Below are 23552 nucleotides of genomic sequence, written 5' to 3' on the forward strand. Positions count from 1 at the left end.
GTCAGGTGTTCCTTGACTGCCTCAATGGCTACCTGCTTCTTGAATTTGGTAGTGTAACTTTTTCGCTTTGCCATAATCGAATATAAAGTTTTTTCGGACCTTATTCAGTTGTTCGATTTTTGGGGTACACTACAAATCAATTAGCATTTTCTATAAATATGTCAGCCCTTCAGGCTTTTTCGGGGATACATTCATTAGAACAAATAAATTATAAGCATATGAATATGAAAAAACTAGCACTACTTCTTATCTCCCTCACTCCCATCTGGTTTTCTTGTACACCCACAGCCATTGAAACGGATGACTGCAAAGGCGATGTGGAAGATACAAGGTGGAAAATAGACCCATGGAACAAAGGAGCTTGGCAAACAGATGCTTACCGCAATGTATTTCTGGATGCGGGCTATCCTCAAGAAGAAATAGACGCCAAGCTTGCCAAGGCGTATGCCGATCTGTTGAAGGACCCAACCTCGTGTATTTTGAAGTGGAAGATTCTTTAAGTTATGTTTCCGACCTAAAGAACAAGGATGCCCGCACAGAGGGACTCTTTCCTACGGGATGATGGTGGCGGTGCGGTTCGATAAGAAAGAGGTGTTCAATTTCAAGTTGAAGTTTCTCTGTCTCTAAGTCAGGTATGTTTGTCTTATTCTCAGCCATATTTGGTCTCACATAATATTCGCTAGCGTTTGGCTATGCAGCGTGCGCCTTTAAACCAACACACTTGCAAGCTGCAAATAGCCAAATTGATTTTCCAAATATAATATTCAAACCGTCAAATCAAAGATTTGGCGGGGATTCCATAACGCTAAAACATTACATATATTTGACTGTCAGCATGCTATCTGAAGTGATGAATATCGCTTAAAAAAGCGGTTAATTTAAGACTACAATTTGGGGATATTATAAATAATTATAATAATTTTGCACTTCGTGTTTATTTAAAAAAATAGCTTTGGTTTTTAGTTCTACAATATTTCTATTCATTTTTCTGCCCCTAGTGATAATAGTAAACTATTTACTTTCAAATAAAATAAGAAATAGTTTTTTACTTTTAGTCAGCTTATTCTTTTATGCATGGGGAGAAGGTATACTAGTATTAGTAATGTTAGGCTCTATTTATATAAATTATATAGCAGGCGTTGGTATATCTGAATTATCAAACAAGAAAATAGCAAAAATAGTATTGGCGTTAGCCATTTGTGCAAATCTGTCAATTTTATTCTATTTTAAATACTCTAATTTTTTCATTGATAACCTGTCAATTTTAGTCAATTTTGAAAACTTTAACTTCAAAGAGATTTTGCTTCCGATTGGTATATCTTTTTTTACTTTTCAAGGAATATCCTATTTAATAGATGTCTTTAGGAATGATACAAAGGTTCAAAAGAACCCTATTCATTTAGGATTATATATATCATTATTCCCTCAATTAATTGCTGGTCCGATAGTTAGATATCATGACATCGCAATGGAAATTGAAAATCGCAAAATTGATTTATCTATGTTTTCCGATGGATTATTTCGATTCATTAGAGGATTGTCAAAAAAAGTTTTAATAGCTAACTCTGCAGCATTAATTGCAGATAAAGCATTTGAAATGAATATCAACGAACTACCTACGTTAGTCAGCTGGCTGGGAATCATCTGTTACGCGCTTCAAATTTATTTTGATTTTTCAGGTTATTCTGACATGGCTATTGGACTTGGCAAAATATTAGGGTTTAATTTTAAGGAGAATTTCAACTATCCCTATATTTCAAGATCCATTCAGGATTTTTGGCGTAGATGGCATATTTCATTGTCTACGTGGTTTAGAGATTATCTTTATATTTCATTAGGAGGCAATAGACTTGGTAAATGGATTACATATAGGAATCTTTTTATCGTATTTTTAGTGACGGGCCTTTGGCACGGAGCAAGTTGGAATTTTATTGTTTGGGGTTTATTTCATGGTCTTTTCTTAATTCTTGAGCGGAATAATATTATCAACGTCAAAATGTTTCCTAGATTTATTCAGCATATTTATTTGCTGTTAGTAGTTCTTGTTGCTTGGGTGTTTTTTAGGACCGACAATTTGCTTGATTCTATATATTATCTAAGTACCATGATTGGATTCAATAATGGCAATAATTATGAACCAATAATGTATTTAACAAATTATACATTATTGATGCTATTGACTGGTGTTATTTTTGTCACACCAATTAGATTATGGTTGGAGATGAAGCTTAGAATCAATTTTTTTATTTGGAAAAGACTGAACTCTATAAATTTATTTTTAAAACCACTTAGTTATCTCTTTTTGTTAATTCTGGTGTTAGTTGAATTAGCGCAATCTAGCTATAATCCATTTATTTACTTCCGTTTTTAATATTATCATGGGTAGATTCGCATTCTTATTTAGTATTCTTTTTACTATTACAATTTTAGTTGGTTTCTTTTTGAGCAGTTTTCGCTCTCTTCCTACAAATTCTTATGTTGCTCTGGAAGGTAAATTCAAGAAAGATGATGTGTTTCAGGTTTTTTATAAACTAAAAGGAGGACAAATTCAGGAGATTAACTCTAAAAGAATGAAAGTTGAAGGAAGTGAACTTATTCAACAAATTATTTTTGAATTACCTGAAATTGATTCTATTACTGAATTTAGAATTGACCTAGGTATTAATTCTTCACAAGAAGAAATTGGATTGAACTCAATTTCAATCTATACAAATTCAGGATCTTTTGAATTTACAGGCGACGAGATTTGGAAAGTATTTAGAGTCAATCCCTTCCTAGAGCGAAATGATAATATTTTAACTACTAAAATAATTTCTAACAGATATGATCCCTATATCATCTCGGATGATATGAGTAGCAAGATGCAATCATTATTTGTACCTTATCAAGTAGTCGATTATCCATTTTTGTATGCGTTTTTATTCACTTTGTTGTTTACAACTATTTTAGTAATAAACCCTTTGCATATTTCTATAGTCAATTTATCAAAGTATTTATTTATTTTATTGTTTTTCATTATTCTATTGATGCCAATCATTGATCAATTATTCTCGATTTCCCCAGATATCGAAAACCAAGAAAAAAGAGAGTTAAGTCAATTACCGGAATTTTCAGTATCTAAAGAATATGCTTATAGATTTGAAAATTATTTTAATGATAATTTCGGCTTTAGAGACCACTTAATTAGCCTAGGGTCAAAGTTTAAAGCGATTATATTTAATACCTCCAATAATCCTAACGAGACAATGATAGGTAAAGATGGTTGGTTATTTTATAATAAGAAAAGTATTTTTGAAAGCTATACTCATTCAAATTTATTGACTGCTGAGCAACTTATAGTTTTGAAAAATAGATTAGAAAAAAGAAAAGTAGATTTGAAAAAAGAAGGAATAGACTATTTACTTGCTTTTTGGCCTAATAAGCATAGTATTTATCCAGAAAAACTTCCATTGGCGATGAAGATGCAAGTGAAAGATACATTAAGTTTGGCTGACCAATTAATTGAATATTTTACTGAGCAAGATGTTAATATCAACTTTATAGATATTAGGTCCGCTTTGATTGATAAAAAGAGTAGTTATCAAATATACAAAAAGCTAGATACTCATTGGAATCTATTAGGTGGATACTTTGCTTACTACAATTTCCTCGAAAAAAGTAAACCTTTAATCAATGTTGCCCCGATTGGTTTAGATTCTTATTCTATTTCTTGGGAAGAATCTAAAAAAGGAGATTTGGTGGGTATATTGGGTCTTAGTAATAATACTGTATTTAAAGAGCAAATCCCCTCCTTAAGATTACGAGATAAATCATTAACATATTCTCAAGAATCGACTATTTCATTTCCTGCTAGATCAATAATAACTAGAAATCCTAATGCTAAAGAAAGACGTAAAGTTCTGTTCTTTGGAGACTCATATTCTACATGTTTAGAGCCTTTTTTGTCTCAGACTTTTATGGACGTCATATATATACGATCTCGCTTTGATGTTGAGATGGTTAAAAAAGTTAATCCAGATATTGTTATCGATGCATTTGTTGAGAGACAAATGATAGAAAAAATAGGAGAATGAGGAACTAAACCACTCTGTACTGGAAGTACAGAGGTTTGTGAGTAGGGACTGAAAGTCACACTCTTATTTCAACATAAAGTTGGAATTTTCGCTATCATTCATTATCCTTGCAATGGTGTTCTAAATATTCATTCTCCATCTCATCTGTGATGCGGTGTAGTGTACCCCAAAAATCGAACAACTGAATAAGGTCCGAAAAAACTTTATATTCGATTATGGCAAAGCGAAAAAGTTACACTACCAAATTCAAGAAGCAGGTAGCCATTGAGGCAGTCAAGGAACACCTGACAATTCCCCAGATTGCACAGAAGTTCAAGGTGCCCCCTCCCAGATAAAGAAATGGAAGGAGATTCTGCTTGAGCAGAGCGATGTGCTATTTGAGCATGGAAACAGTAGGCACAAAGTTTCAAAGGAAAACGAGAAAGCCCAAGACGATTTGCTGCGGATTATCGGCAAGCTACAGGTAGAGAATGAGTTTCTAAAAAAAACGCTCGACTGATGTGCCAAGAGGCAAAATTGCGGGGTATCAGCCGTTCGGAGAATTTGAGTCTGGTCAGGCAGTGCCAGCTGCTCGGGATAAATAGGGGGAGGCTTTATTACCAGCCTGTCCCAGAAAGCGGCATGAATCTTAGGATCATGCGCCTGATGGGTGAGCACTATCTGGTCCGCCCAGACAAAGGGCCACGCAGGATGCGCACTTGGCTGAAGAGGGTACATGGCATCAATGCCAACCTCAAGAAAGTCAGCCGCTTATACTACGAGGTCATGGGACTCAGCTCAATACTTTCCGGGTCCCATACTTCAAAGCCGGCACCGGGGAACAAGGTTTGTCCCTACCTGCTTAGAGGCATGGAGATAGAAAGGACCAATCAAGCCTGGCAGACGGACATCACATACATCGGGCTGTCAGGGGGGTATCTATATCTGGCCGCATGGATTGATGTGGCTACCCGTTTCGTACTGGACTGGTCGCTGAGCAATACAATGACGGCTGGATGGTGTGCGGAAGTATTTGAAAGGGCATGCAGTAGCTGGGGAAAGCCTGAGATTGTCAATACCGACCAAGGAAGCCAATATACTTCGGACGTATTCGCCTCAGCGGTCCTTGAGGTGGGCAAGACCAAGTTGAGTATGGACGGAAAAGGCAGGGCTACCGATAATGCCTTCATAGAAAGGCTATGGAGGATTGTGAAATATGAGTATGTATTCCTGCATGATTTTGCGAATGGGACTCAACTGGCTGAAGGTCTCAAGAATTATTTCTATTATTACAATCATGAAAGGGAGCATCCATCTATTGAACCGCCAATACCTTCCATGAATTATTTAATCAATTAAGACCTTATTAAAAAACCGATCCTGTCTAATGCCCCTGTAAAAATCCACGTCCTATGGACGTGGTCAGAGACCGTTCCACGGGTTTTACCCTAGTAGAAATATCGACCCATGTTTACTTTTATGAAGTTGTCCCCACAACAAAAAAAGTAAAACAAATGAGTCGATTCTTAAAATTAACGTGAGTTTTTTTTTGCTAACCTACTGAAATATAAGTTCTTATATAGGAAAAATGAGATTTTAAATTGATATTAGGTTTTCCAAGACAAAACATCAACTAAGAGCATGTTTAAAAATTTAATTCATGTTTTCTTTTGAGCCTGTTGAGTATTATTTGGCAGTTTTGCCATAGCACCCAAGCTTCTTGGCTTTTTGTGGTCTTTTCATAGTCCTTGGACAGCCTCCTGAAGAAATTGAGCGTCCCGAAAGTCCTTTCCGTGACCCACCTCCACTTGATGGGCACGAAGCCCTTGGCGGTCGGTGGGCAAGAGGAAATCTCGACCCCCACACCCCTGATATTTTCCTCCACCCAGCCCATGAAGCCTTCTTTGTAGGCATGGTCGGCCAGTATCTTCTTAATCCTATCCAGGTAGCCCAGCAAGGGGTCGGCCACCCGTTGCCCTGCCGCCCCATCAGGCTCGTTGGCCGGGCCGGCGAGCACGCCCCATACCAACCCCAACGTGTCGGTGACCACGTGCCTTTTCCTGCCGTCCACCTTCTTGTTACCGTCTATGCCGGTGTCCTGGCCTATGAAAGGCGCACGCCTTACCGACTGGCTGTCAATGGATAGCATACTGGGGGTCTCCTTTTTGTTTTCCCCCACTCTCCATTTCTTGTTCAACTGGGCGTTGATACGCTCCAAGGTGTTGTCCTGTTTCCATCTGCGGAAATAATAATAGACACTCTGCCATGGGGGGTATCCACCGGAGAGGTTCCGCCATTGCATCCCCGTGCGCAAGATATAAAATATGCCATCCACCACGTCGCGCAAATCATATTTACGCTTTCTTTGCACAGGTAGGCATTCTTTGATATATTCCCATTGCTGGGCAGTCAATCGGCTTTGGTCGGTTTCCATAAACTTTGTTGTTTGGTCACTACAAAGTTTTGGGCTGCCCAGCTTTTTTCAAAATTTAAACATGCTCTAAAATCTCATTCCAATGGCACAATTTAATGAAAATATCTTGATAAAGATCTTCATCGATATCGATGATTTCTGTAAATGTCACGAAGCATGGCTCGAAGCACACCCTGGCAGGCCCTATGGGGAATGGAGATCCAACCTTAGCAGGAGCGAGGCGATGACTATCTTGGTATGCTATCAATTATCGGGCTATAAGAACTTTGCCTATTACTATGAGAAGATGGTGCTCCCCGAGCTTTCAGGTTATTTCCCAGGCTTGGTGGGGTACAAGAGCTTTCTGTCGCTCATACCTTCCTGTCTCGACCAATTGTACATGTATGCCACTTGGCAGGCCGCCCAATCTGCCAGGACGGGCATCTACTATGTGGACAGCAAGAAACTGCCCGTATGCGACAATAGGCGCATCCACAGCAACAAGGTCTTTGCAGGGGTGGCAGGACGGGGGAAATCATCCACGGGCTGGTTCTACGGGCTCAAGCTCCACTTGGTGGTCAACAATATGGGCGAGGCCGTCTCTTTCCTGTTCACGCCCGCCAATGTGGGGGACAACAACCATAAGGTGCTCGGCCACCTGTTGGACAGGCTCAAGGGGGCATGTTATGGCGACAGGGGATACCTGTCCAGCCTCTTTGAAGAGTTCTATTGCAAAGGGCTCAAGCTTGTCACGAAGATCCGCAAGAACATGAAGAACGCCTTGGTGCCCTTACATGAAAGATATAGGCTCATGAAGAGGGCGATGATCGAATCGGTCAATGATATCTTGATGACCGTATGCGACATAGACCATACCAGGCACAGAAGCCCTGTCAATGCAATCGCGCACATGACATGCGCGCTCATCGCCTACAATTAACCAAAGGTCTCATTCCCTAATCTTTTAAATTAGTCCTCGATTTTCAAAAACCTCACGTTACAAAACTAATTCAAAAAAGTATTTGACCGAGAGCAAAACACCTCATTCGGCTTTTTATCACCTATAGAGCTGTTGCCTCCTCTGTCAGTTGTAAAGCTCCATATACCGCTTTATTCCTCCATACAAATCCTTGCCATTCTCATACGAATAGAGGTAGATATCCTCGTACTTGAGGCTTCGCCAGAAACGCTCGATAAAGATATTATCGGTTGCCCTGCCAATACCGTCCATACTTACCCTTGTGCCATTTTTCTCGACAGTTCCAACAAAATCATCACTGGTAAACTGAGAGCCTTGGTCTGTATTGAGTATTTCAGGTGTCCCATGTTTCTCAATTGCGTTTTTTAGTGTTCGCACGCACCAGTCCGTGTCCATGGTGTTGGACAATGACCAGCCGACAATAAAACGGCTATGGAGATCTATCATGGCCATCAGATACATAAAGCCACCCTTGATGGGTATGTTGCCCAAACTTGGTTCGGGCGATGGACCTTCAGCCCTCGGGGCAGGTAGGGGTACTTTTTATGCCCTTTGTTCCCTTTTGAGGTAGGGGGCCTGGCGCAATGGCCTGGATACACATAAGCTTGTAGAGGCGCTCGACACGCTTATGGTTGACCCTTATCCCCTTGTCTTCCCTGAGCCATGTGGTCATGGAGGCTGTCCCCCTAAACGGATGCTTGGTGTATTCTTTATCAATCATATCCATCAGTTTTAGGTTTAAGGCATTTTCTGGCTTTGGCTTATAACTCAACCCAGACCTGGCGATTGAAAGCAAAGAGCATTGGCGGCTTATACTGAGCTTTGCATGTGCCTTATCAACTATTGCCCGCCTTTCTTTAGTTGTGCACTGGAATGTCTACATTTATTGGTACGGAAATAAGAGGTCGCAATCACGTATATTGCGATAATTATGAAACAGTACGAAAAGGAATTTAAAACAATGATAGTGGGCCTGCTCGAATCCGGACAACCAGCCAGGCAAGTGGCGGAAGACTACGGTTTGAGTGCGAGCATGATAAGGAGATGGCGAAGGGAGTCGAGGGGCGGAAAGGAAGCCTTCACCGGAAAGGGGGTGGCCTCCCTGACACCCGAGCAAAAGAAGATACAACAATTGGAAAAAGAACTTCGGGAGTCCAGGATGGAGGCCGAGATATTAAAAAAAGCCATCGGCATCTTCTCCCAAAAAGACGGGACAAATACCGGTTCATAGAGATGAACCGTCACCGGTATCCTGTTGGGAAAATGTTGGGTTGTCTAGGGGTGAGCAAAAACGGGTACTATACCTGGGAACGGAGGAAGGACAAAAAGAAGACCTCCCGAAAAGAGGAACTGAAAAGGAAGGGCATTCTCGTGTCCAGGTCCTATGTGGCCAGATTGATGAAGGAGGAGGGGCTGAGGAGCTGTGTGCGCAAGAAATACATTGCCACGACCGGCTCGGGGCACGGCCACCCGGTTGCCGAGAACACCCTGAAAAGGAATTTCAAGGTAGAAGAAACGGGTAAAGTGTGGGTGCCAGATATCACATATATAAGGGTAAATGACGGCTGGTGCTACCTGACCAGTATGCTCGACCTTGCCGACAGGAAAGTGGTAGGCTGGTCGCTTTCAAGCGATATGACGGCCGAGAACACGGTGATAGCGGCTTGGGTGAATGCGAGGAAAAACAGGCAGATAAAAGACGGGTTCGTCCTCCATTCGGACAGAGGTGTGCAATACGCCTGCAACAAGACAACAAGTGTTTTTTCTTTCAACAGAAAAATGAAACAGAGCATGTCAAGGAAAGGAGACTGTTGGGACAACGCCGTGGCCGAGAGTTTTTTCAAGAGCATCAAGTACGAGTGGCTCAACAGGTTCGAGTTCACTTCCTACGACGAGGTTTACAGGCAGGTGGCATGGTATATCAACTGGTACAACACCAAAAGGCTCCACGCTAGCCTTGGCTACAAAACACCTAAAGAAAAAGAAGCGGAACTTAATTTTATTCAATCAATGGCGGCCTAATCTTTTTGTACCAAATTTTGTTGCAATACCAAACCTCATGATAAGGCTTTCTTTAAAAAATCGATCTCGACCTTTTGCTGGCCAATGATCTCATAAAGCTTTTCTTCCTCGACTGATTTCTTCGCTTCTTTTTTACCGGAACGAGCGTCAAAAGCTGCGGCAGCATTGGATAAAAACTCCTTCTTCCATTTACCGACCTGTGGGGGTGGAGTCCATATTTCTTTGCGATCTCATTGACGCTCTCAATTTCTTTAATAGCCTCTGTTTTAACCCCTGTAAAACATTCTTTGACCAACATATTTTTAATATCGTAGATGACACATTAATAATCAAAAATGTGGAGGACAGCTTGAGAGTTGGTCAAGATTTCATTGGATTAAAAGCGGTAATTGAATCAGATACTGTAAGGGGAATGCTTTATATAGATTATCTAAAGGGCAAAAGCCAAAAAAGAAGAAAGAGAAAGAAGGCAAACCAACCTGATGTTGCAAAACCTTTTAAACCCGCAGCTTATTATAAGTTTTACATATCAGGAGATTCATGTAAACTTGGACTTGGATTTTAGGTTTTGTTGGTTTCAAAAACACCTCTTTCATACCCCACTCTTCGCCTTTTACAAAGCCGAACCAATATCAGAGGAATTGAATTCTGTTTTTTCAAACTTAAGAAGAGCAACTTACCTATTCCTTTTACCACAATTTTCAAATAGCATTTTCTTTTTCCATATTTTTAGAGCAAATTTTTATCAATCTTAATTAAAACAGTATGAAAACGGTTACGAGTAAACTCTTGATGATGCTAGCCTTTGTAGGGCTTTTATGTTTTTCTGGCAGTATTCAGGCGCAGGACAAAATTCAGGCAAGCCAAAAAGCGAGTGTTTCGCAGTTTATTGGAAATGACACAGGGATCACTTTCACCTTCAGCAGGCCTGGGGTAAAAGGAAGGAAAATATGGGGAGAGCTGGTGCCTTACGGCATGGAGCCAGGTAACAAATACTCTGACAACAAGCCATTTCCATGGAGAGCAGGCGCTAATGAAAATACTACTATTGAAGTAAGTAAAGATGTGAAGATAGAAGGAAATACCTTGGCTGCGGGCAAATACAGTATCCATACTATTCCCGGTGAAAAAGAATGGGTAGTGATTTTCAACAAGGTAAGTGACCAATGGGGTAGCTATAAGTACGATGAAAAACAGGATGCCTTCCGCATCACGGTTGCTTCCAAAAAAGCTCCTATGGAAGAATGGCTCACCTATGGTTTTGGTGACATCACAGACAGCAGCGTTGTAGCTTATTTTCATTGGGAAAAGCTACAAGTACCTTTCAAGATTGAGGTAGCTAAATAGTTGCCAGTTCAGAAAGGCTAAGCGAAAAAGGCAGCAACGGGTCCAAAGTTTAACCGAGTTGCTGCCTTTTTCAATGTAATTCACTACTCATTACTTCGGGCAACTGGAGGACAAAGAAGTATATTTTTCCAAAATACCCATTTGAGGTTTATCAACACCCTTTTCGGGCTCTACCGAAAGGTGGTACTCTCCCCACCAAGGACCTCCCGCCCAATACGTCCCATTGATGCAATTCGCTTTCAAATACCTCAAAAAGTTGTCAAGGGGAACCAGCCAACGCTTGTCCTTGGAAGGAACGCCATATTCTCCAATAAACCCTTTGAGCTTGTTGGTTTTGAGCCAGTTGACAAAGGGTTTTACCCTATCTACACCTATGTTTGGATATGCATATTCCTCATCATAATTTTTAGCGTACATGCCACTGGCATTGTCGTCAAAATACACATGGGCTTCGAATACTAGATTGTTGGAAGGATCAGAAAGGTTTTTCAGGTTATCGCTGGCTTTCACCCAACGTTCGGCAGAACTCCAACTATCGCCAGCTACTACAATACGGGTCTTGGTATCATTCTTCCTTATACCACTGATGGCTTCTTGTGCCATAGAAAACCACGAGGTGCTCGATAGCAAATCGTGAGGTTCGTTCATGATCCCATATCCCCAAATAGTTGGCGTATTTTTAAATTCGGCCGATAATTTAGACCATACGTCTTTGAAATGAGCAATGCTCAGGTTTTTAGAACCGATGATCTCACTTTTTCCATTTAACTCATACCGGCAATAGTTGTGCAAATCGAGCAACACGACTATATTTCGCTCCTTTGCAGATTGTACAAAATCTTTTATCCTTTTTAACTCTACAGGGTCAAGGCTGCTATTTAGGGTAGGTTGGATTCTTTCCCATCTGAAAGGCAACCGAACCAACATAAGCCCTTTGGACTTGTAATAATCTAATTCGCTTGCGGTAGGGTAGGTATAGTTGACATTAAACTTCCCGGGTATTTCCGACTCGAACTCGGCACCAGCCAAGTTCACTCCAAAAGGAGTTTGGGCAAGTACTCCGCCGTTTAACAATAAAGTGAATAGCAAAAGCAATTTTAGTAGGTTCATCTTCCTATGTCTATGGTAATAGCTATGGATTACAATAACTTTTTAGAATAAATATAAAGAAATGTTGTAAAATAATGGATTTCTGGCTTTACAACATTTCAAAGCAATAATTTTTAAGAAATAATTCTGCTTTCGCTTTTCTAACTATTAGAGACAAGCACCATCTTACAGCTTATTACCTTCATACTCTTCCACAATTAGTTTTGCCTTGTCATAATCCAGAGCGCTGATAGTCACCCTAACAGAACCTACTCCGCCAGGCGCAGTTTGCCAAGGAAATAAAGTACCCATCATACTATCTATTACAAATGCCTCAATTCCCTCATTACCCAATTGGTTTTTAACCATTTCGGCTTGCCAAGGTGTTCCTGAAAATATTTCGATCATCTCATGTTTTTGCTTTTCCATCTCCTTGAATTTAGTTTCCACTACTTTATTGCCTATCACTTGTCATATACGTTCAGATTGCCAATGCAGTTCGGGAGTTTGAGGTACAATTCTAGACACCTTCCCAGAAAAGCACTCGTTATTTCACCAAATTCTTAAAGGCAGTGCCAAAGATCAAATACCTGGTGTTTCCATTAATCGTCCCTTCGTTTTGCCCCCACAAGAATGGCCAGTCATCGTAGTTTTCAAAATGGTCGGGTTTTCTAAACAATATACCAGGGGCAACATTGCCGGGAATAAAAGAAAAATCCGCCCTGTTGTTGCCATAAAACACTGCCTTGGGGCGAGCAGCTCCCACTGTTGCTACTAGCGAATAATTATGGTACGGATGGCAGCCATATAGCCAATTGGTCGCTTTGAACACATGGCTGGCATCTATAATATCAGGGAAATGTTGGTTGGCAAAACAAATAGTAGTCCCAAAATTCACCACGGACCCACTGCCTGCCCAGTTGCCAAGCCTAATGGGTACTCCGTACGGATTGTCCTTTTCAAGCCCTTCGATATATTCTTTGTATTTTACCACATATGGTCGAAGTTTTTCTTTATACGATTCATCCATGTGCGGTATGGCAAGTATCGCCGTAAAAATAGTGAAGCTTACATAGCGGTCAAGTGAAGGCCACAAAACCTCCTGAAATTTATCGATATATTGCTGTTCCCCAGTAGTGATATATAGCTGAAGATTGGTAGACATATCTGCTGATTGATTCCAACCAGAGCTATCTTGCGGCTGGTCGGCAAGTAATTCAGTGGCTTCTTTTAGCAGTCTTTTCGATTGTTTCAAGGCCCTTGCCGAAAGGTCGTCGTTGTATCCCTCCAGTGCCCTGCTCGTTGAGGCAAACATTGCCGCTGCCCTGAGGTCTAGGCCTGGGTTTCGGGTGGTAAATGCCCACATGTCGTCTTTAACCCCACTCGAACGGCCGTCCTTAGCTACTTCGTAAGGTCCGAGGTCTGGATTATAAGGAAGCCCGTCGGTTATAGAAGCCGCATCGCCAAGGTGGTGGTAATTATCGAGAACAGCGTTGGAAAGTGTTTGTGACATATGCCCGATGATTTCTGCCTGCGCTACTAAGTTCATGGTTCCATGTTCGATAAACTGTAATATATCTGGTGTTCCATCTGGGCGATGAAGGTCTACGTAGCGCTGCTTTTCATCCACAAAGGTCTGGTCACGCATAGGCTTGAAATATTCCCACGCTTGGACAAAGCTCTCCACCACAGAAATATTTGAGCCTGTCTCTATATCAAAGTCGCCAGCATCGAAAAAGCCGCCGATATTTAAGCCTGGTATTGTTTCCAGCGGCTTGTACTTGGTGTCGGTTGTGGGTCCTTGGGCATGTAGATCGAAGTGGTCGGTATTTGGCGGTGCTTGGAGATAACCCTCCTTAAAAGGCTCGCCGTGCCACACCCTATACGCCTCGTTCACATACATGTGGTTCATGTGTATCGGGATCCAAATATCGCTGGTAGCGTCGGTTATTTTATCATATACTTTTTTTTCTATGATGAAATTGTTCGTTTTATTATCGCCATACTGAATATAGTAGATGCCAGGCGTGTTTACGGAGGAAAAATCGAACTTTACATAATGGTATTTATAATAATCGCCCCAAGGTTCGATAGCTCCGCTAAATACCTCGGAAGTTTGTCCATCATTGCCTATTTTATAGAGCGAGGCGGTTGAAAGCGGTTTGTCATTTTTGTCCAGTTCAATAACAGAGACTTTTTGCTGGGAAGGAAGGTAGCCTACCTGCGAAAAGCCAATATTTGGTTCTCTTAGCCAGCCTCCAATGGCATTAGGTTCAACCGTCCAAGTCAATACCTTGCCTGTCTTTCCCGCAGGGAGCAGGCTGCGGACAACGAACCAACCGTTTTGAGCCAACACGCGACCATCAAAAAGCATAAGATCGGTACCGTCCGAAGAGATTTTCACCGAACGTTCGGGATCTTCCGGTGCAAGTAGAAGGGTACGACCGGTTTCGAGCGGAAGCGGATCGATAAACTTGCCAGTGCCCCTATCATCAGAAGTAACATATCCCTTGAATTGTTTTGGTTTTTCACTGTTGGGCTTTGTCACCGTATTGCCAACCACATAGCGTGAGAAGCGGTTGATGCGCCCATCTATCAAATAAGTCTTCCCCCAATATTGCGAGGGAAGAAACTCCAAGTTAAACCCCGCATCCCCTTCCACAGCCTCTGGAAGTGGCTTGTCGAGGTAAACTGATATTTCAACGCCTTTGCCCTTAGCCGTCACCACCACGCGCGAATCAAAATCATAGTCTTCGTACCTTAGCGTGGCTTCAATGGATTTCGATGCAGGGTCAACCGTCCGAGTAGGTATTTCAGGAACTAAGTCCCATTGCTCGGGCGTGTTGGAAAGCCTTACGGTCCCGCCTTGCGCAGTTCTTACACCATGGTGGATCAATTCAATCCCGGCATTTTTTTCATCGTTAAAACCTCCAGTAAAGAGGTTGCTATAGACAAGTACATTTACGCCCTGTTTCTCGAAATACTCTAGGTCATTGAGTTTCAACTCCTGCCCCAAAACATAATTGTATGCCAAAAGCAGTAGTACTACAAATGGTAATATTCTTTCCCTTTTCATATTTGTTTAAGATTAGTTAGTGGTTTGGGTTTAGATGTGTTAAAAGGCAAGTTTCAATTAGTAGGTTTTATAAAATCCATCAATTCTCTGTCGTGGTTAGTTACAATTCTGCATTCATTGTCAAAATACATAGTTACACCGTTTTCCGCAGTATAAACTTCCCACTCAGGCAGTATACCTTCTACATTAGGATTAGCTGTTTTAACGAAGTTTAGCCAAGCGGAGCTCATTTTGTCAGCTAACTTCCAGGCTTCTTCCGTATTGCCAGTCCAGTCTGCTCTCAGGTCAACGGTATTGAATGCCAATGGAATGTCCAGGCCATGAAACGAACCTTTCGATGCATTGTCGACGCCACTTTTCCATGCTAAAAAGTAAACATACAGTGGGGCACTTGTTTCCTGCGCCCTTGCATCAGCGGTTCTTATCGTATAAGGTCTGAAAACCTTGTCAACAGAAAGAAGGTCCTGAGGTGTGTAATCGGGATAGGCCTTTGCAAATAACTCAACGTATTGTTCGGTTTTGTCACCATAATCTTTTGCTAGGCTATCTTTTGCCTGTTCCAATGTCAGGTCTTTTACGCCATAATAAGTTTTCATTAGTTCATTGAGTGTAGAACCAATCATTAATGGTATCTCTTTTGAAATATCAGCAAATCCGGGACTAAAAGGTTGCTGGAGCAAAACATCACCATCGGCAGAAGGAGCAAAGCCAAACATTGTTGGCGATCCCAGCTTTCTCGGACCCGATACTTTGGCAATAGCTTCATTTCCTGCTTTCACCAGGTCTTTATAAGGGATCGTATCCAGTTTTTCAACATCGTTTGGTGTAAGTCCCAAATTTTCAAGTACGGCTAAACCCAGCTCTTGCGATTTTTCTTTAGTCATTGTATTTAACAGTGTTCCACTTTGAATGATTGCTTTGTGAAACATGCCTTTTGCCGCTGGCATACACATGATGGTACCAACTTTTCCGCCACCTCCCGATTCGCCGAGAATGGTTACATCAGAAGGATTACCCCCAAATTGTTCAATGTTTTTTTGAATCCACTCCAAGGCTTTTACAATGTCGAGCACACCCACATTGGCCGATTGTGCATACTTATCGCCACATGCCGACAGGTCCAGAAAACCAAGAATGTTCAACCGGTGATTCACAGATACGAAAACCACATCCCCTTTTTTAGCCAAAGCTTCGCCATAAGTCATCGGATCGTTGCTGGCACCAACATGAAACCCTCCACCGTGCAGCCAAAGCATTACCGGACGCTTTTTGCCATCCTTAATTCCCTGAGTCCAAACATTCACACTAAACAGTTCTTTTTCGTTTTGAACGGAATCAGGATACCAAGGCACTACTTGTCTGGCAACAGGTCCAAAGTCGGTGCATTCACGAATTCCATCCCAGGCATCAGGATCTTGAGGAGGCATAAACCTTTCTGCCTTGGCGTAGGGAATTCCCTTAAAAGCATATACACTATCGGCAACACTACCAGACACATCGCCAGAAGTGGTTTTAACAACTAGGTTTTGGTCTTGGTTTTGATCTTGGTCAGTTGGTGATTTGCACCCAGTAACACAAAACCCGACTAAAGTCAAACAAAAGAAAATAATGTGTGTAAAGTGATTCATAACATGAATAATTAAGGTATTTGCAGTTAATAAAAATATACAGAAGATCCTCTTGCATACAGCAATAGGTTTTTGATATAGCGCATCGTGGGATAACAAGGCAATTTTCGTTCAGTTTCTACCGCCTTTTTATAAGGTCCAAAGCTCCGTTACTGAAATCCGTATTCACTATACTGTGTGTTATAAACACAGATTTTCATGTTACGATTTATCAATTTTACTTTGCAAAAAGTAAGTAGCCCTTAACTCTTGTCCAAAAGTCTCTTTTTAGTTTTGCTGATAAACACGTTGAAAATCCGACTTTATCTATCTGAGTCAAAAAGTCGCTGAATTTACCTGTCAATCTATGTGAAATTATAAGCCAAAATTTAAAAAACCTCGACCTGTGGTGGGAATACCTATGTTACATCGGTTAATAAAACACTTCCATACTTAATAATTCACAATGTTGCTTCTAGTTCATAGGCAACGAAATCTTTTTCTTATGTTTTGAGAAAAAGATTCCAAAAACATCAGTACCTCCTCCGCTTTTCAATAGTTCTAACACCAGGGGGTGCACATTTATGACGGACTACCCGTCGTGGTCGTTTTTTTTACGCCCACGACGCTCAGAAGTAAAACGAGACCCATTGCAGGTAGGAAACAAAGCGACGGGGGCTTCTAAAAAGACCCCGTCGACGGTTGCACATTTATGACGAACCACTCGTTGCGATCATTTTTTTATGCCCATGATGTTCAATCCTAGAAAAAGCGCTGGTTTGTATCATTAACGCCGTTACTTTTAAAAATCAGCGGATGTTGGATGATAAGCGAACCTTTCAGCATACCATAAGGCAAGAAACCTAAGAACCGAGTAACGGCGTTAATCTCTGCATCGCTGCTGTTAAGGATTTGCAATTCCGAAGCCTTATTAAGACATCAGGATGCGTTTTTTATACTCATCGCTTTTTTAGATTATTAATGCCTTTTGTTGCACCGAGCGGAGTAATCAATAAGATGTTTGAGCTTTTCATATCGTCATTGTTTTAAACAAGTTAATAAATCATCAATACAGTCCTTAGAAATAAAAACCGTGTGATTTGGAGAAGTTCCGCTCCCAAACATATCATTAAGCTCTGGAATCTCAATGACTAACTTTTTCCCATCATAGAAGATTGAAATCGACTTTTTCGTACGGTTATTGCTGAATATTTTCCTTTAACAGATGGAACTCCTGCAATGGACTCTGGCTTGTAATCACCTAATGATGTTTTTGTCATAGATGATACAGTTTTATACTTCTCAATAGTTTTAATCAGCGTCTGTTTATCCTCAACCTTTACAGTAATCTGATATCCACTTTTAAATTTCAATTCAATCCTTTTATGATAAGTATATGGCATTGCATCATTTGTGCTTTTCTGCCCATTTATCATCTCATAATAGCAAAACTCTCCTAATACAACTTTCTCATGTTGCGCATAAACTGATGTAAAAGTCAAAATCAGTCCGAAAATCAAAATCTTTGTTTTCATAATTAATCATTTTAGCTAGAATGTTGGTAGTCACCCGAAATTACTGGCAACGGTCTTGTATATGAAAAGTAGCGGGTTTAGATGCTTTTATTTTCCGATAAGCAAGATACTTAATTAAAAAACAATAGCGGTTCAGGTTAGTACCCAAACCGCTATTGTTTTTATAGATTGTTTGCAGTAGTGTTTTGTTTTCAGTTAAACGATTGCCTGAATTCAGAAGGTGTATAGTCAGTTTTATTTTTAAATAATTTGCTAAAAGATTGTATGTGCTCAAAGCCTAATTGGTATGCAATTTCACTCACCGACAAATCGGTAGTTGACAGTCTTTCTTTTGCTAAATCAATTATTTTATCTTGAATAAAATGTTTAGTACTTTGTCCTGTCAGCGTTTTTAATAATCTGCTTAAATAATTGGCAGATAGATTTAGCTCATTTGCAAAATACTGAACTGTAGGTATTGCATTTTCTATTAAATTTCCTTTACTATAATAAGCCGATAGCAATTCCTCAAATTGGTTTAAGATCGTATGATTTGTAATTTTTCGTGTAGTAAATTGACGTTGGTAAAAACGTTCTGAATAGGTCAATAATAACGCTAACTGTGCAATGATTACATCTTGACTGAAATGGTCAATATTTGATTGATATTCTTGAACAATACTTTGCATTACACCAATAATGATTTTTTCCTCTTTGTCAGACAAATGCAGTGCCTCGTTTATTTTGTAATCAAAATACTCATATTCCTTTATTTTTTTTGATAGCGGAGTGTTCCAAAGGAAATCGGGATGCACAAGCAATAACCACCCTTTATGGTTTAATTCTTCATCTGTTCTGTATTCAAAAGAAAGCACCTGCTTTGGAGACATAAAATGCAATATACCTTCATCAAAATCATACTCCTGTTGACCATACTTTAATTTGGCATTAAAATCTTTTTTTAAAGCAATGGAGTAGAAATCATTCGTAATATTTATTGGGCTGGTTTCATTACGCTTAATATCCTCAAATTTTATTATACTAACGAGTGGATGTTCGGGTTTGGGCAAATCCATAACTTTATGGTATTCAGTTATGGATTTTATATGATAGGGTTTAGCCATGGTACAACGTCATTTTTATACTTCGAAAAGTGTGCTTAACCCTTCTCTTAGCGATGTAGGTTTACGACCCAATTTCTCTTCTAAATCATTGGTTATTTCATCTTCCTGTCCATTTTTTATATCAGTGTTAAATTCAACTACCTTCTGAAGCATGGGATCTGGTATTCCTGTTGGTCTCATTCTTTCTTGAAAGGTAGCAATATCTACTGGGAGGTATTTTACTTCTTTTCCAGAAAGTGCTGTCAATGCCTGGGCAATATCGTAAAACGAATAGACTTCATTATTTGTGAATTTGTATGTTTTGTTTTCACAACCTTCATTTGACAACACATTCGCCATTGCTTCGCCCATTTCCTTTCTTAATGCAAAAGCTACTTTCCCATCTCCTGCAGGTTGAAAAATACCCCATTCAAACACTTGTTTACCCACAAAAATTGGGAGTACGTCCATATACAAGGTGTTTCTAAAAATGGTATAGTTTAGTCCACTTGCTTTAATATAATCTTCTGTAAGAAAGTGTTCTTCCATTAATCGATGAGCGAGTGTTTCTCTATTCCGCATCGCCCTACTTGTGTAGGCAATATTTGCCACTCCTGATCTTTTAGCAGTATCAATGACATTTCTGTGTTGTTGCATTCGGTCACCTTGGTCGCCTGCTGAAATTAAAAGCACGGTATCTACATTCGCCATTGCTCTTTCAAGAGAGGCTACATTATCATAATCGCCCTGAAAAACATTTATTCCTTTTGCTCGAACTTCTGATATTTTTTCTTCTTCTCGAACAAGGGCAGAGATGTTTTGAACTGGAATATTCTTTAATAATGTTTCAATGACCGCACTGCCAAGGTTTCCGGTAGCTCCTGTTACTAATATTTGCATAATTATCTGTTTTTTGATTTATGCAAAGTTCCATAGCATTTAGCCGATAATTTTAGTCAAATCTTGCCTTGTTGTAATCGTTTTCAGCTTTTTACATTACCGCCAACGGTTTATAGCATGGTGTCAGTCTTTCTATTCAATTTTACTAAAGGTGTAATTAATAACCGATTTAATAATATTCCAATCAGATAGTCCAAATTTGAGAATTCAAGTAATAGTTTCCCAACTAATTCGAACTGTTTGTCAGTCAACTCGGAATATTTCAATGTATGATTAAATGGCATTTTTAAATTGGTTACAACGGTTTGTATAAGAGCAGTAGCGGATAAAAAAGCACTTGCTTTGGATTACAATATACTGAATCAAAGACAAAAACGGTTCGAGTTAGCACCCGAATCGTTATTTCTTTTATATCTTGATATAGGCTGATATTTTATTTAAACTGTCCTAAAATCATTTTATCCATTTGTTTGTCAGACAGTACTTTTCTTAAAAAGAGTAATGGTTTTGCCATAAATCCACCAATGTACCTTGTCTTTGGCTTTCTGGAAGTGATTGCTTTGTTAATCAGGTTGGCGATAATTTCTGGTTCTGCATTTTTGTCCTTAAATTTTTTGCCTGTTTCTATCATCTTCTGTATCATATGACCATAGATGCCGTTTGCAGAAGCTTTTTTAGCATTTTCCATTGCGATATCACTCCATTCTGATTTCACTCCTCCGGGTTCTATGACCACCACATTTATCCCGAATTGTTTAACCTCCTTTCTTAGACTATCACTCAAGGCTTCTACTGCAAATTTGCTGGCGTGATACCAACCGCCAAGAGGGTTGGCTATTTTTCCACCAATGGAGCTAATGTTTATAATCGTTCCATTGTTTTGGTCCCGCATATGTGGTAAAACCAATTGGGTAAGGCGAGCCAAGCCAAACACATTGACTTCCATTTGATCCTTGGCACTTTCCATTGTCACATCTTCAATTGCTCCGTATAAACCAAATCCTGCATTGTTAATAAGAACATCAATCTGTTTTTCGTTTTTGATGATTTCCTGAATGCCCAAAGCCATTGATTGCTCATTGGTTACATCCATCTGAATAACTTTTGCTCCCAATTTTATTAAGTCATTCATTTTTTCTACTCTACGAGCAGCACCATAGACGGTGTATCCTTTTTTCAGCATCAGCTCTGCTGTAGCTTTTCCCATTCCAGAAGAAGCTCCTGTTATTAATATTACTTTACTCATTTTATATTTTTTTAAAGTTGATAGGTTCTATTTTTTGCTGATAGGCTTTGTTTTTTTTCATAGAAAAAGTCTCTATTGAATGTCCTGTTGTCCCGATTATTAGTAACCCTAGCCCAACCCCTTTCCATAAATCATTTGGGCTAATAAGTATAATAGCAAGTCCGCAGATAACTAAAGTTGAGAACAGGATCAGAGCAAAACGATAGCCAGTTGTTATGACCAAGCCCATCCTTTCTATCTCGGATTGATGAAGTTCCATATTGGTTTGGGGTGAAAGTTTTACTTCCATCATTTTACGATTGTTGTGAATAGCAACAGGAACTCCTGCTGTTATAAAAAATAGGCTTGCCCCGAAAAAAGCATATGATAATCCTTTGATCAACCTGTCGTTTCCGAAATACTGAAAAAGAATAAATGAAGCAGCAAAGAAGACCATTCCTATTGCAGCAGCGAGGTAGGCAGTATTTCGTTCACTCTGGTAATACTGATGCATGAGCTCTATCATTTCCATTGTTTTATAAGTTTATATACAATGCAAAAGTAGAGCGATCAGAAAGACTTTTATTTGTTCAGAAGCTCAAATTTGGCAACTTACTGGCTCAAAATGGATGATGGATTGTAGCCGAAAAACTGCTTAAAGGCATGGCTGAAGTGAGAAAAATTCTCAAAACCAGCTTCTAAAAAGGCTTGTGAAGGCTTTTGTTGTTTTTCGGCAATAAGAAAATGGGCTTGTTCCAAACGTTTTTCAGTCAGCCACTTTTGTGGGGAGGTGCCAAATACCTTTTTGAAATCACGTTTAAAAGTAGCGAGGCTTCTGCCCGTAAGATATGCAAATTTTGAAATAGGAATGTTGAACATAAAGTTGGTTTGCATATAGCCAGCAAGGTCAATTTTATGTGGTTCAGAGAAATCTGAGAGCAAATCATCTACATGAACATCCAATTTTCGAATTAGGGTTAAAGCATCCTTTATCTTGCTTTGTGCTTGATTGTCAGCAATAAAAATGCTGTTCGAGTTCAAATGGTTTTCGATAGATCGGAATAATTCATTCAAAACGTCATTTGTCTTTAGAAATAACAGTTTAGGGCGACTCCCATTATCCTTTTTGATCACTTCGGGGGCATAGAATTTTTGCAGGAATTGTTGCGTGAAAAATATAGTAACCGATTGACAGGCTTCACCGCCCAGCGGTTGTTTTGCGAATTTTGCCAATTGGTTACGACCGAATAAAGCAGCCTGTCCGGCCGAAAGGGAATAGGTTTTATTGGCAGTAGTTACAGAAATCTTTCCCGAATAAACATAAGTGAGTAAATGTTCGGGGACAATCTGTTCTGTTACGAATTCTTTCTTCTCGTTACAAGAAAAAAACAGTCCTGCTTCTGATATGTAATTTGTGTCATTCATATTGAATTAATTGTCCAATTCTGTTGGTGCCAGACCAAATTTCTTTTTGAAAGCATATGAAAAATGTGACAAATCTTCAAAACCTAAATCAAGGTAAATCTCAGATGGCTTTTTATTCTTTTTCTCCATGAGAAAATAGGCTTCTTTTAGACGTTTCTTTGTCAGCCATCTACTTGGGGTTTCATTGAATATCGTTTTAAAATCACGTTTGAAGGCAGATAAACTACGTCCTGTTAAATATGCGAATCGTTCTAAACTTACATTAAATTGATAATTTCGGTTCATAAATTCTTCTAGGTTTATTTTGTATGGGTTTCCATACTCAAAAAACACGTTTGCTAATTCGGGTTGTGATTGTAGCAGAATGCTTAGTAATTCTTCTCGTTTTATATCCACCATTGTAGGGTCGATCTTGCCCTCGCCTTTATAATAAGGTTTTAATAAATTGATGAAATTCGGAATTTGTTCTGTAGGATGAAGTATCAAGAAAGTTTCTTTTGTGTCTAAATCCTGACTATGGGTTAGATGCTTGTTTTGATAGCTTTTGAGAAATTTTTCATCAAAGAGAATAGCAACTTTTTCAAAGCCATTGCTACCCTTGACTTTATTGTACCGAGCCAATCGGTTTTTCCGCACAAGACAGTATTCTCCTGCATTTAAAGTGTAATGCACATTTCCATCATACCCGTTCATCGTACCCTTTACCAAAAACAAAAAAAGGTGTTCGGGTATAAATTGTTCGGGCGATATTTCAGGACCTAAATAGCAGGAGTTCATTTCCATAAGGTAATCATTCATTA

General features: G+C 39.8%; 22 protein-coding genes and 1 pseudogene. 8 read left to right on the forward strand and 15 right to left on the reverse strand.

The window, feature by feature from the left end:
• Positions 1-224 precede the first annotated feature (224 nt).
• The 4 genes and pseudogenes from R9C00_18495 (at position 225) to R9C00_18510 (ending at position 5411) form a co-directional block, all read left to right on the forward strand.
• Entirely contained in the window at positions 225-500 is a 276-nt protein-coding gene (locus R9C00_18495; protein WPO33693.1) for a hypothetical protein, read from the forward strand.
• A gap of 497 nt (positions 501-997) precedes the next feature.
• Positions 998-2371 (forward strand): MBOAT family O-acyltransferase, encoded by a 1374-nt coding sequence (locus R9C00_18500; protein WPO33694.1) that lies wholly within the window; start codon positions 998-1000, stop codon positions 2369-2371.
• Positions 2372-2378: 7 nt separating this feature from the next.
• A complete protein-coding gene (locus R9C00_18505; protein WPO33695.1) occupies positions 2379-4073 on the forward strand; it encodes a hypothetical protein in 1695 nt (564 codons plus the stop codon).
• 492 nt (positions 4074-4565) lie between these two features.
• A pseudogene (locus R9C00_18510) lies at positions 4566-5411 on the forward strand (IS3 family transposase).
• Between the two features lie 286 nt (positions 5412-5697).
• On the opposite strand, the gene R9C00_18515 reads toward R9C00_18510, so the two are convergent.
• On the reverse strand, positions 5698-6486 hold the full coding sequence (locus R9C00_18515; protein WPO33696.1) for an IS5 family transposase: 789 nt from the start codon (positions 6484-6486) through the stop codon (positions 5698-5700).
• A gap of 82 nt (positions 6487-6568) precedes the next feature.
• Here R9C00_18515 and R9C00_18520 point away from each other — a divergent pair, with 82 nt between their 5' ends.
• Positions 6569-7405, forward strand: a complete 837-nt coding sequence (locus R9C00_18520; protein WPO33697.1) for an IS982 family transposase — start codon at positions 6569-6571, stop codon at positions 7403-7405.
• A gap of 144 nt (positions 7406-7549) precedes the next feature.
• On the opposite strand, the gene R9C00_18525 is transcribed toward R9C00_18520, so the two are convergent.
• Both R9C00_18525 and R9C00_18530 read right to left on the reverse strand, forming a co-directional pair.
• Positions 7550-7936, reverse strand: a complete 387-nt coding sequence (locus tag R9C00_18525; GenBank protein ID WPO33698.1) for a DDE-type integrase/transposase/recombinase — start codon at positions 7934-7936, stop codon at positions 7550-7552.
• Between the two features lie 22 nt (positions 7937-7958).
• Positions 7959-8240: an IS3 family transposase gene (locus R9C00_18530; protein ID WPO33699.1), complete on the reverse strand. Its 282-nt coding sequence runs from the start codon at positions 8238-8240 to the stop codon at positions 7959-7961.
• Positions 8241-8372: 132 nt separating this feature from the next.
• Here R9C00_18530 and R9C00_18535 point away from each other — a divergent pair.
• From R9C00_18535 to R9C00_18545, 3 genes are all read left to right on the forward strand, one after another.
• Positions 8373-9466 (forward strand): IS3 family transposase gene (locus R9C00_18535; protein WPO38778.1). Its coding sequence is split into 2 segments (ribosomal slippage): positions 8373-8631 and positions 8631-9466, totalling 1095 coding nucleotides; the frame shifts between segments, so codons are not numbered across the junction.
• 337 nt (positions 9467-9803) lie between these two features.
• The gene (locus R9C00_18540) at positions 9804-10031 is read left to right on the forward strand and encodes a hypothetical protein (GenBank protein ID WPO33700.1); all 228 of its coding nucleotides are present in this window, start codon (positions 9804-9806) and stop codon (positions 10029-10031) included.
• A 200-nt stretch (positions 10032-10231) separates the two neighbouring features.
• Positions 10232-10813, forward strand: a complete 582-nt coding sequence (locus R9C00_18545) for a DUF2911 domain-containing protein (GenBank protein WPO33701.1) — start codon at positions 10232-10234, stop codon at positions 10811-10813.
• 90 nt (positions 10814-10903) lie between these two features.
• Here R9C00_18545 and R9C00_18550 read toward each other — a convergent pair whose 3' ends face one another.
• The 12 genes from R9C00_18550 to R9C00_18605 all read right to left on the reverse strand — a co-directional run bounded on the left by R9C00_18550 (position 10904) and on the right by R9C00_18605 (position 23535).
• Positions 10904-11923 (reverse strand): glycoside hydrolase family 5 protein, encoded by a 1020-nt coding sequence (locus R9C00_18550; GenBank protein WPO33702.1) that lies wholly within the window; start codon positions 11921-11923, stop codon positions 10904-10906.
• Positions 11924-12088: 165 nt separating this feature from the next.
• On the reverse strand, positions 12089-12370 hold the full coding sequence (locus tag R9C00_18555; GenBank protein ID WPO33703.1) for a DUF2007 domain-containing protein: 282 nt from the start codon (positions 12368-12370) through the stop codon (positions 12089-12091).
• 79 nt (positions 12371-12449) lie between these two features.
• Positions 12450-14978, reverse strand: a complete 2529-nt coding sequence (locus R9C00_18560) for a glycoside hydrolase family 9 protein (protein WPO33704.1) — start codon at positions 14976-14978, stop codon at positions 12450-12452.
• Between the two features lie 53 nt (positions 14979-15031).
• Complete coding sequence (locus R9C00_18565) at positions 15032-16573, reverse strand: carboxylesterase family protein (GenBank protein ID WPO33705.1); 1542 nt, start codon at positions 16571-16573, stop codon at positions 15032-15034.
• Between the two features lie 774 nt (positions 16574-17347).
• Complete coding sequence (locus R9C00_18570; GenBank protein ID WPO33706.1) at positions 17348-17503, reverse strand: hypothetical protein; 156 nt, start codon at positions 17501-17503, stop codon at positions 17348-17350.
• 233 nt (positions 17504-17736) lie between these two features.
• Entirely contained in the window at positions 17737-18120 is a 384-nt protein-coding gene (locus R9C00_18575; protein WPO33707.1) for a hypothetical protein, read from the reverse strand.
• Between the two features lie 191 nt (positions 18121-18311).
• Positions 18312-19223: a helix-turn-helix domain-containing protein gene (locus tag R9C00_18580; GenBank protein WPO33708.1), complete on the reverse strand. Its 912-nt coding sequence runs from the start codon at positions 19221-19223 to the stop codon at positions 18312-18314.
• Positions 19224-19238: 15 nt separating this feature from the next.
• The gene (locus tag R9C00_18585) at positions 19239-20102 is read right to left on the reverse strand and encodes an SDR family oxidoreductase (GenBank protein ID WPO33709.1); all 864 of its coding nucleotides are present in this window, start codon (positions 20100-20102) and stop codon (positions 19239-19241) included.
• A 433-nt stretch (positions 20103-20535) separates the two neighbouring features.
• Positions 20536-21348, reverse strand: a complete 813-nt coding sequence (locus R9C00_18590) for an oxidoreductase (protein WPO33710.1) — start codon at positions 21346-21348, stop codon at positions 20536-20538.
• Position 21349: 1 nt separating this feature from the next.
• Positions 21350-21859 (reverse strand): hypothetical protein, encoded by a 510-nt coding sequence (locus tag R9C00_18595; protein ID WPO33711.1) that lies wholly within the window; start codon positions 21857-21859, stop codon positions 21350-21352.
• Positions 21860-21939: 80 nt separating this feature from the next.
• A complete protein-coding gene (locus tag R9C00_18600; protein ID WPO33712.1) occupies positions 21940-22752 on the reverse strand; it encodes an AraC family transcriptional regulator in 813 nt (270 codons plus the stop codon).
• Positions 22753-22758: 6 nt separating this feature from the next.
• Positions 22759-23535, reverse strand: coding sequence for an AraC family transcriptional regulator (locus R9C00_18605; GenBank protein WPO33713.1), 777 nt, complete (start codon positions 23533-23535; stop codon positions 22759-22761).
• Positions 23536-23552 lie beyond the last annotated feature (17 nt).

The organism is Flammeovirgaceae bacterium SG7u.111, assembly GCA_034044135.1.
Classification (GTDB): Bacteria; Bacteroidota; Bacteroidia; order Cytophagales; family Flammeovirgaceae.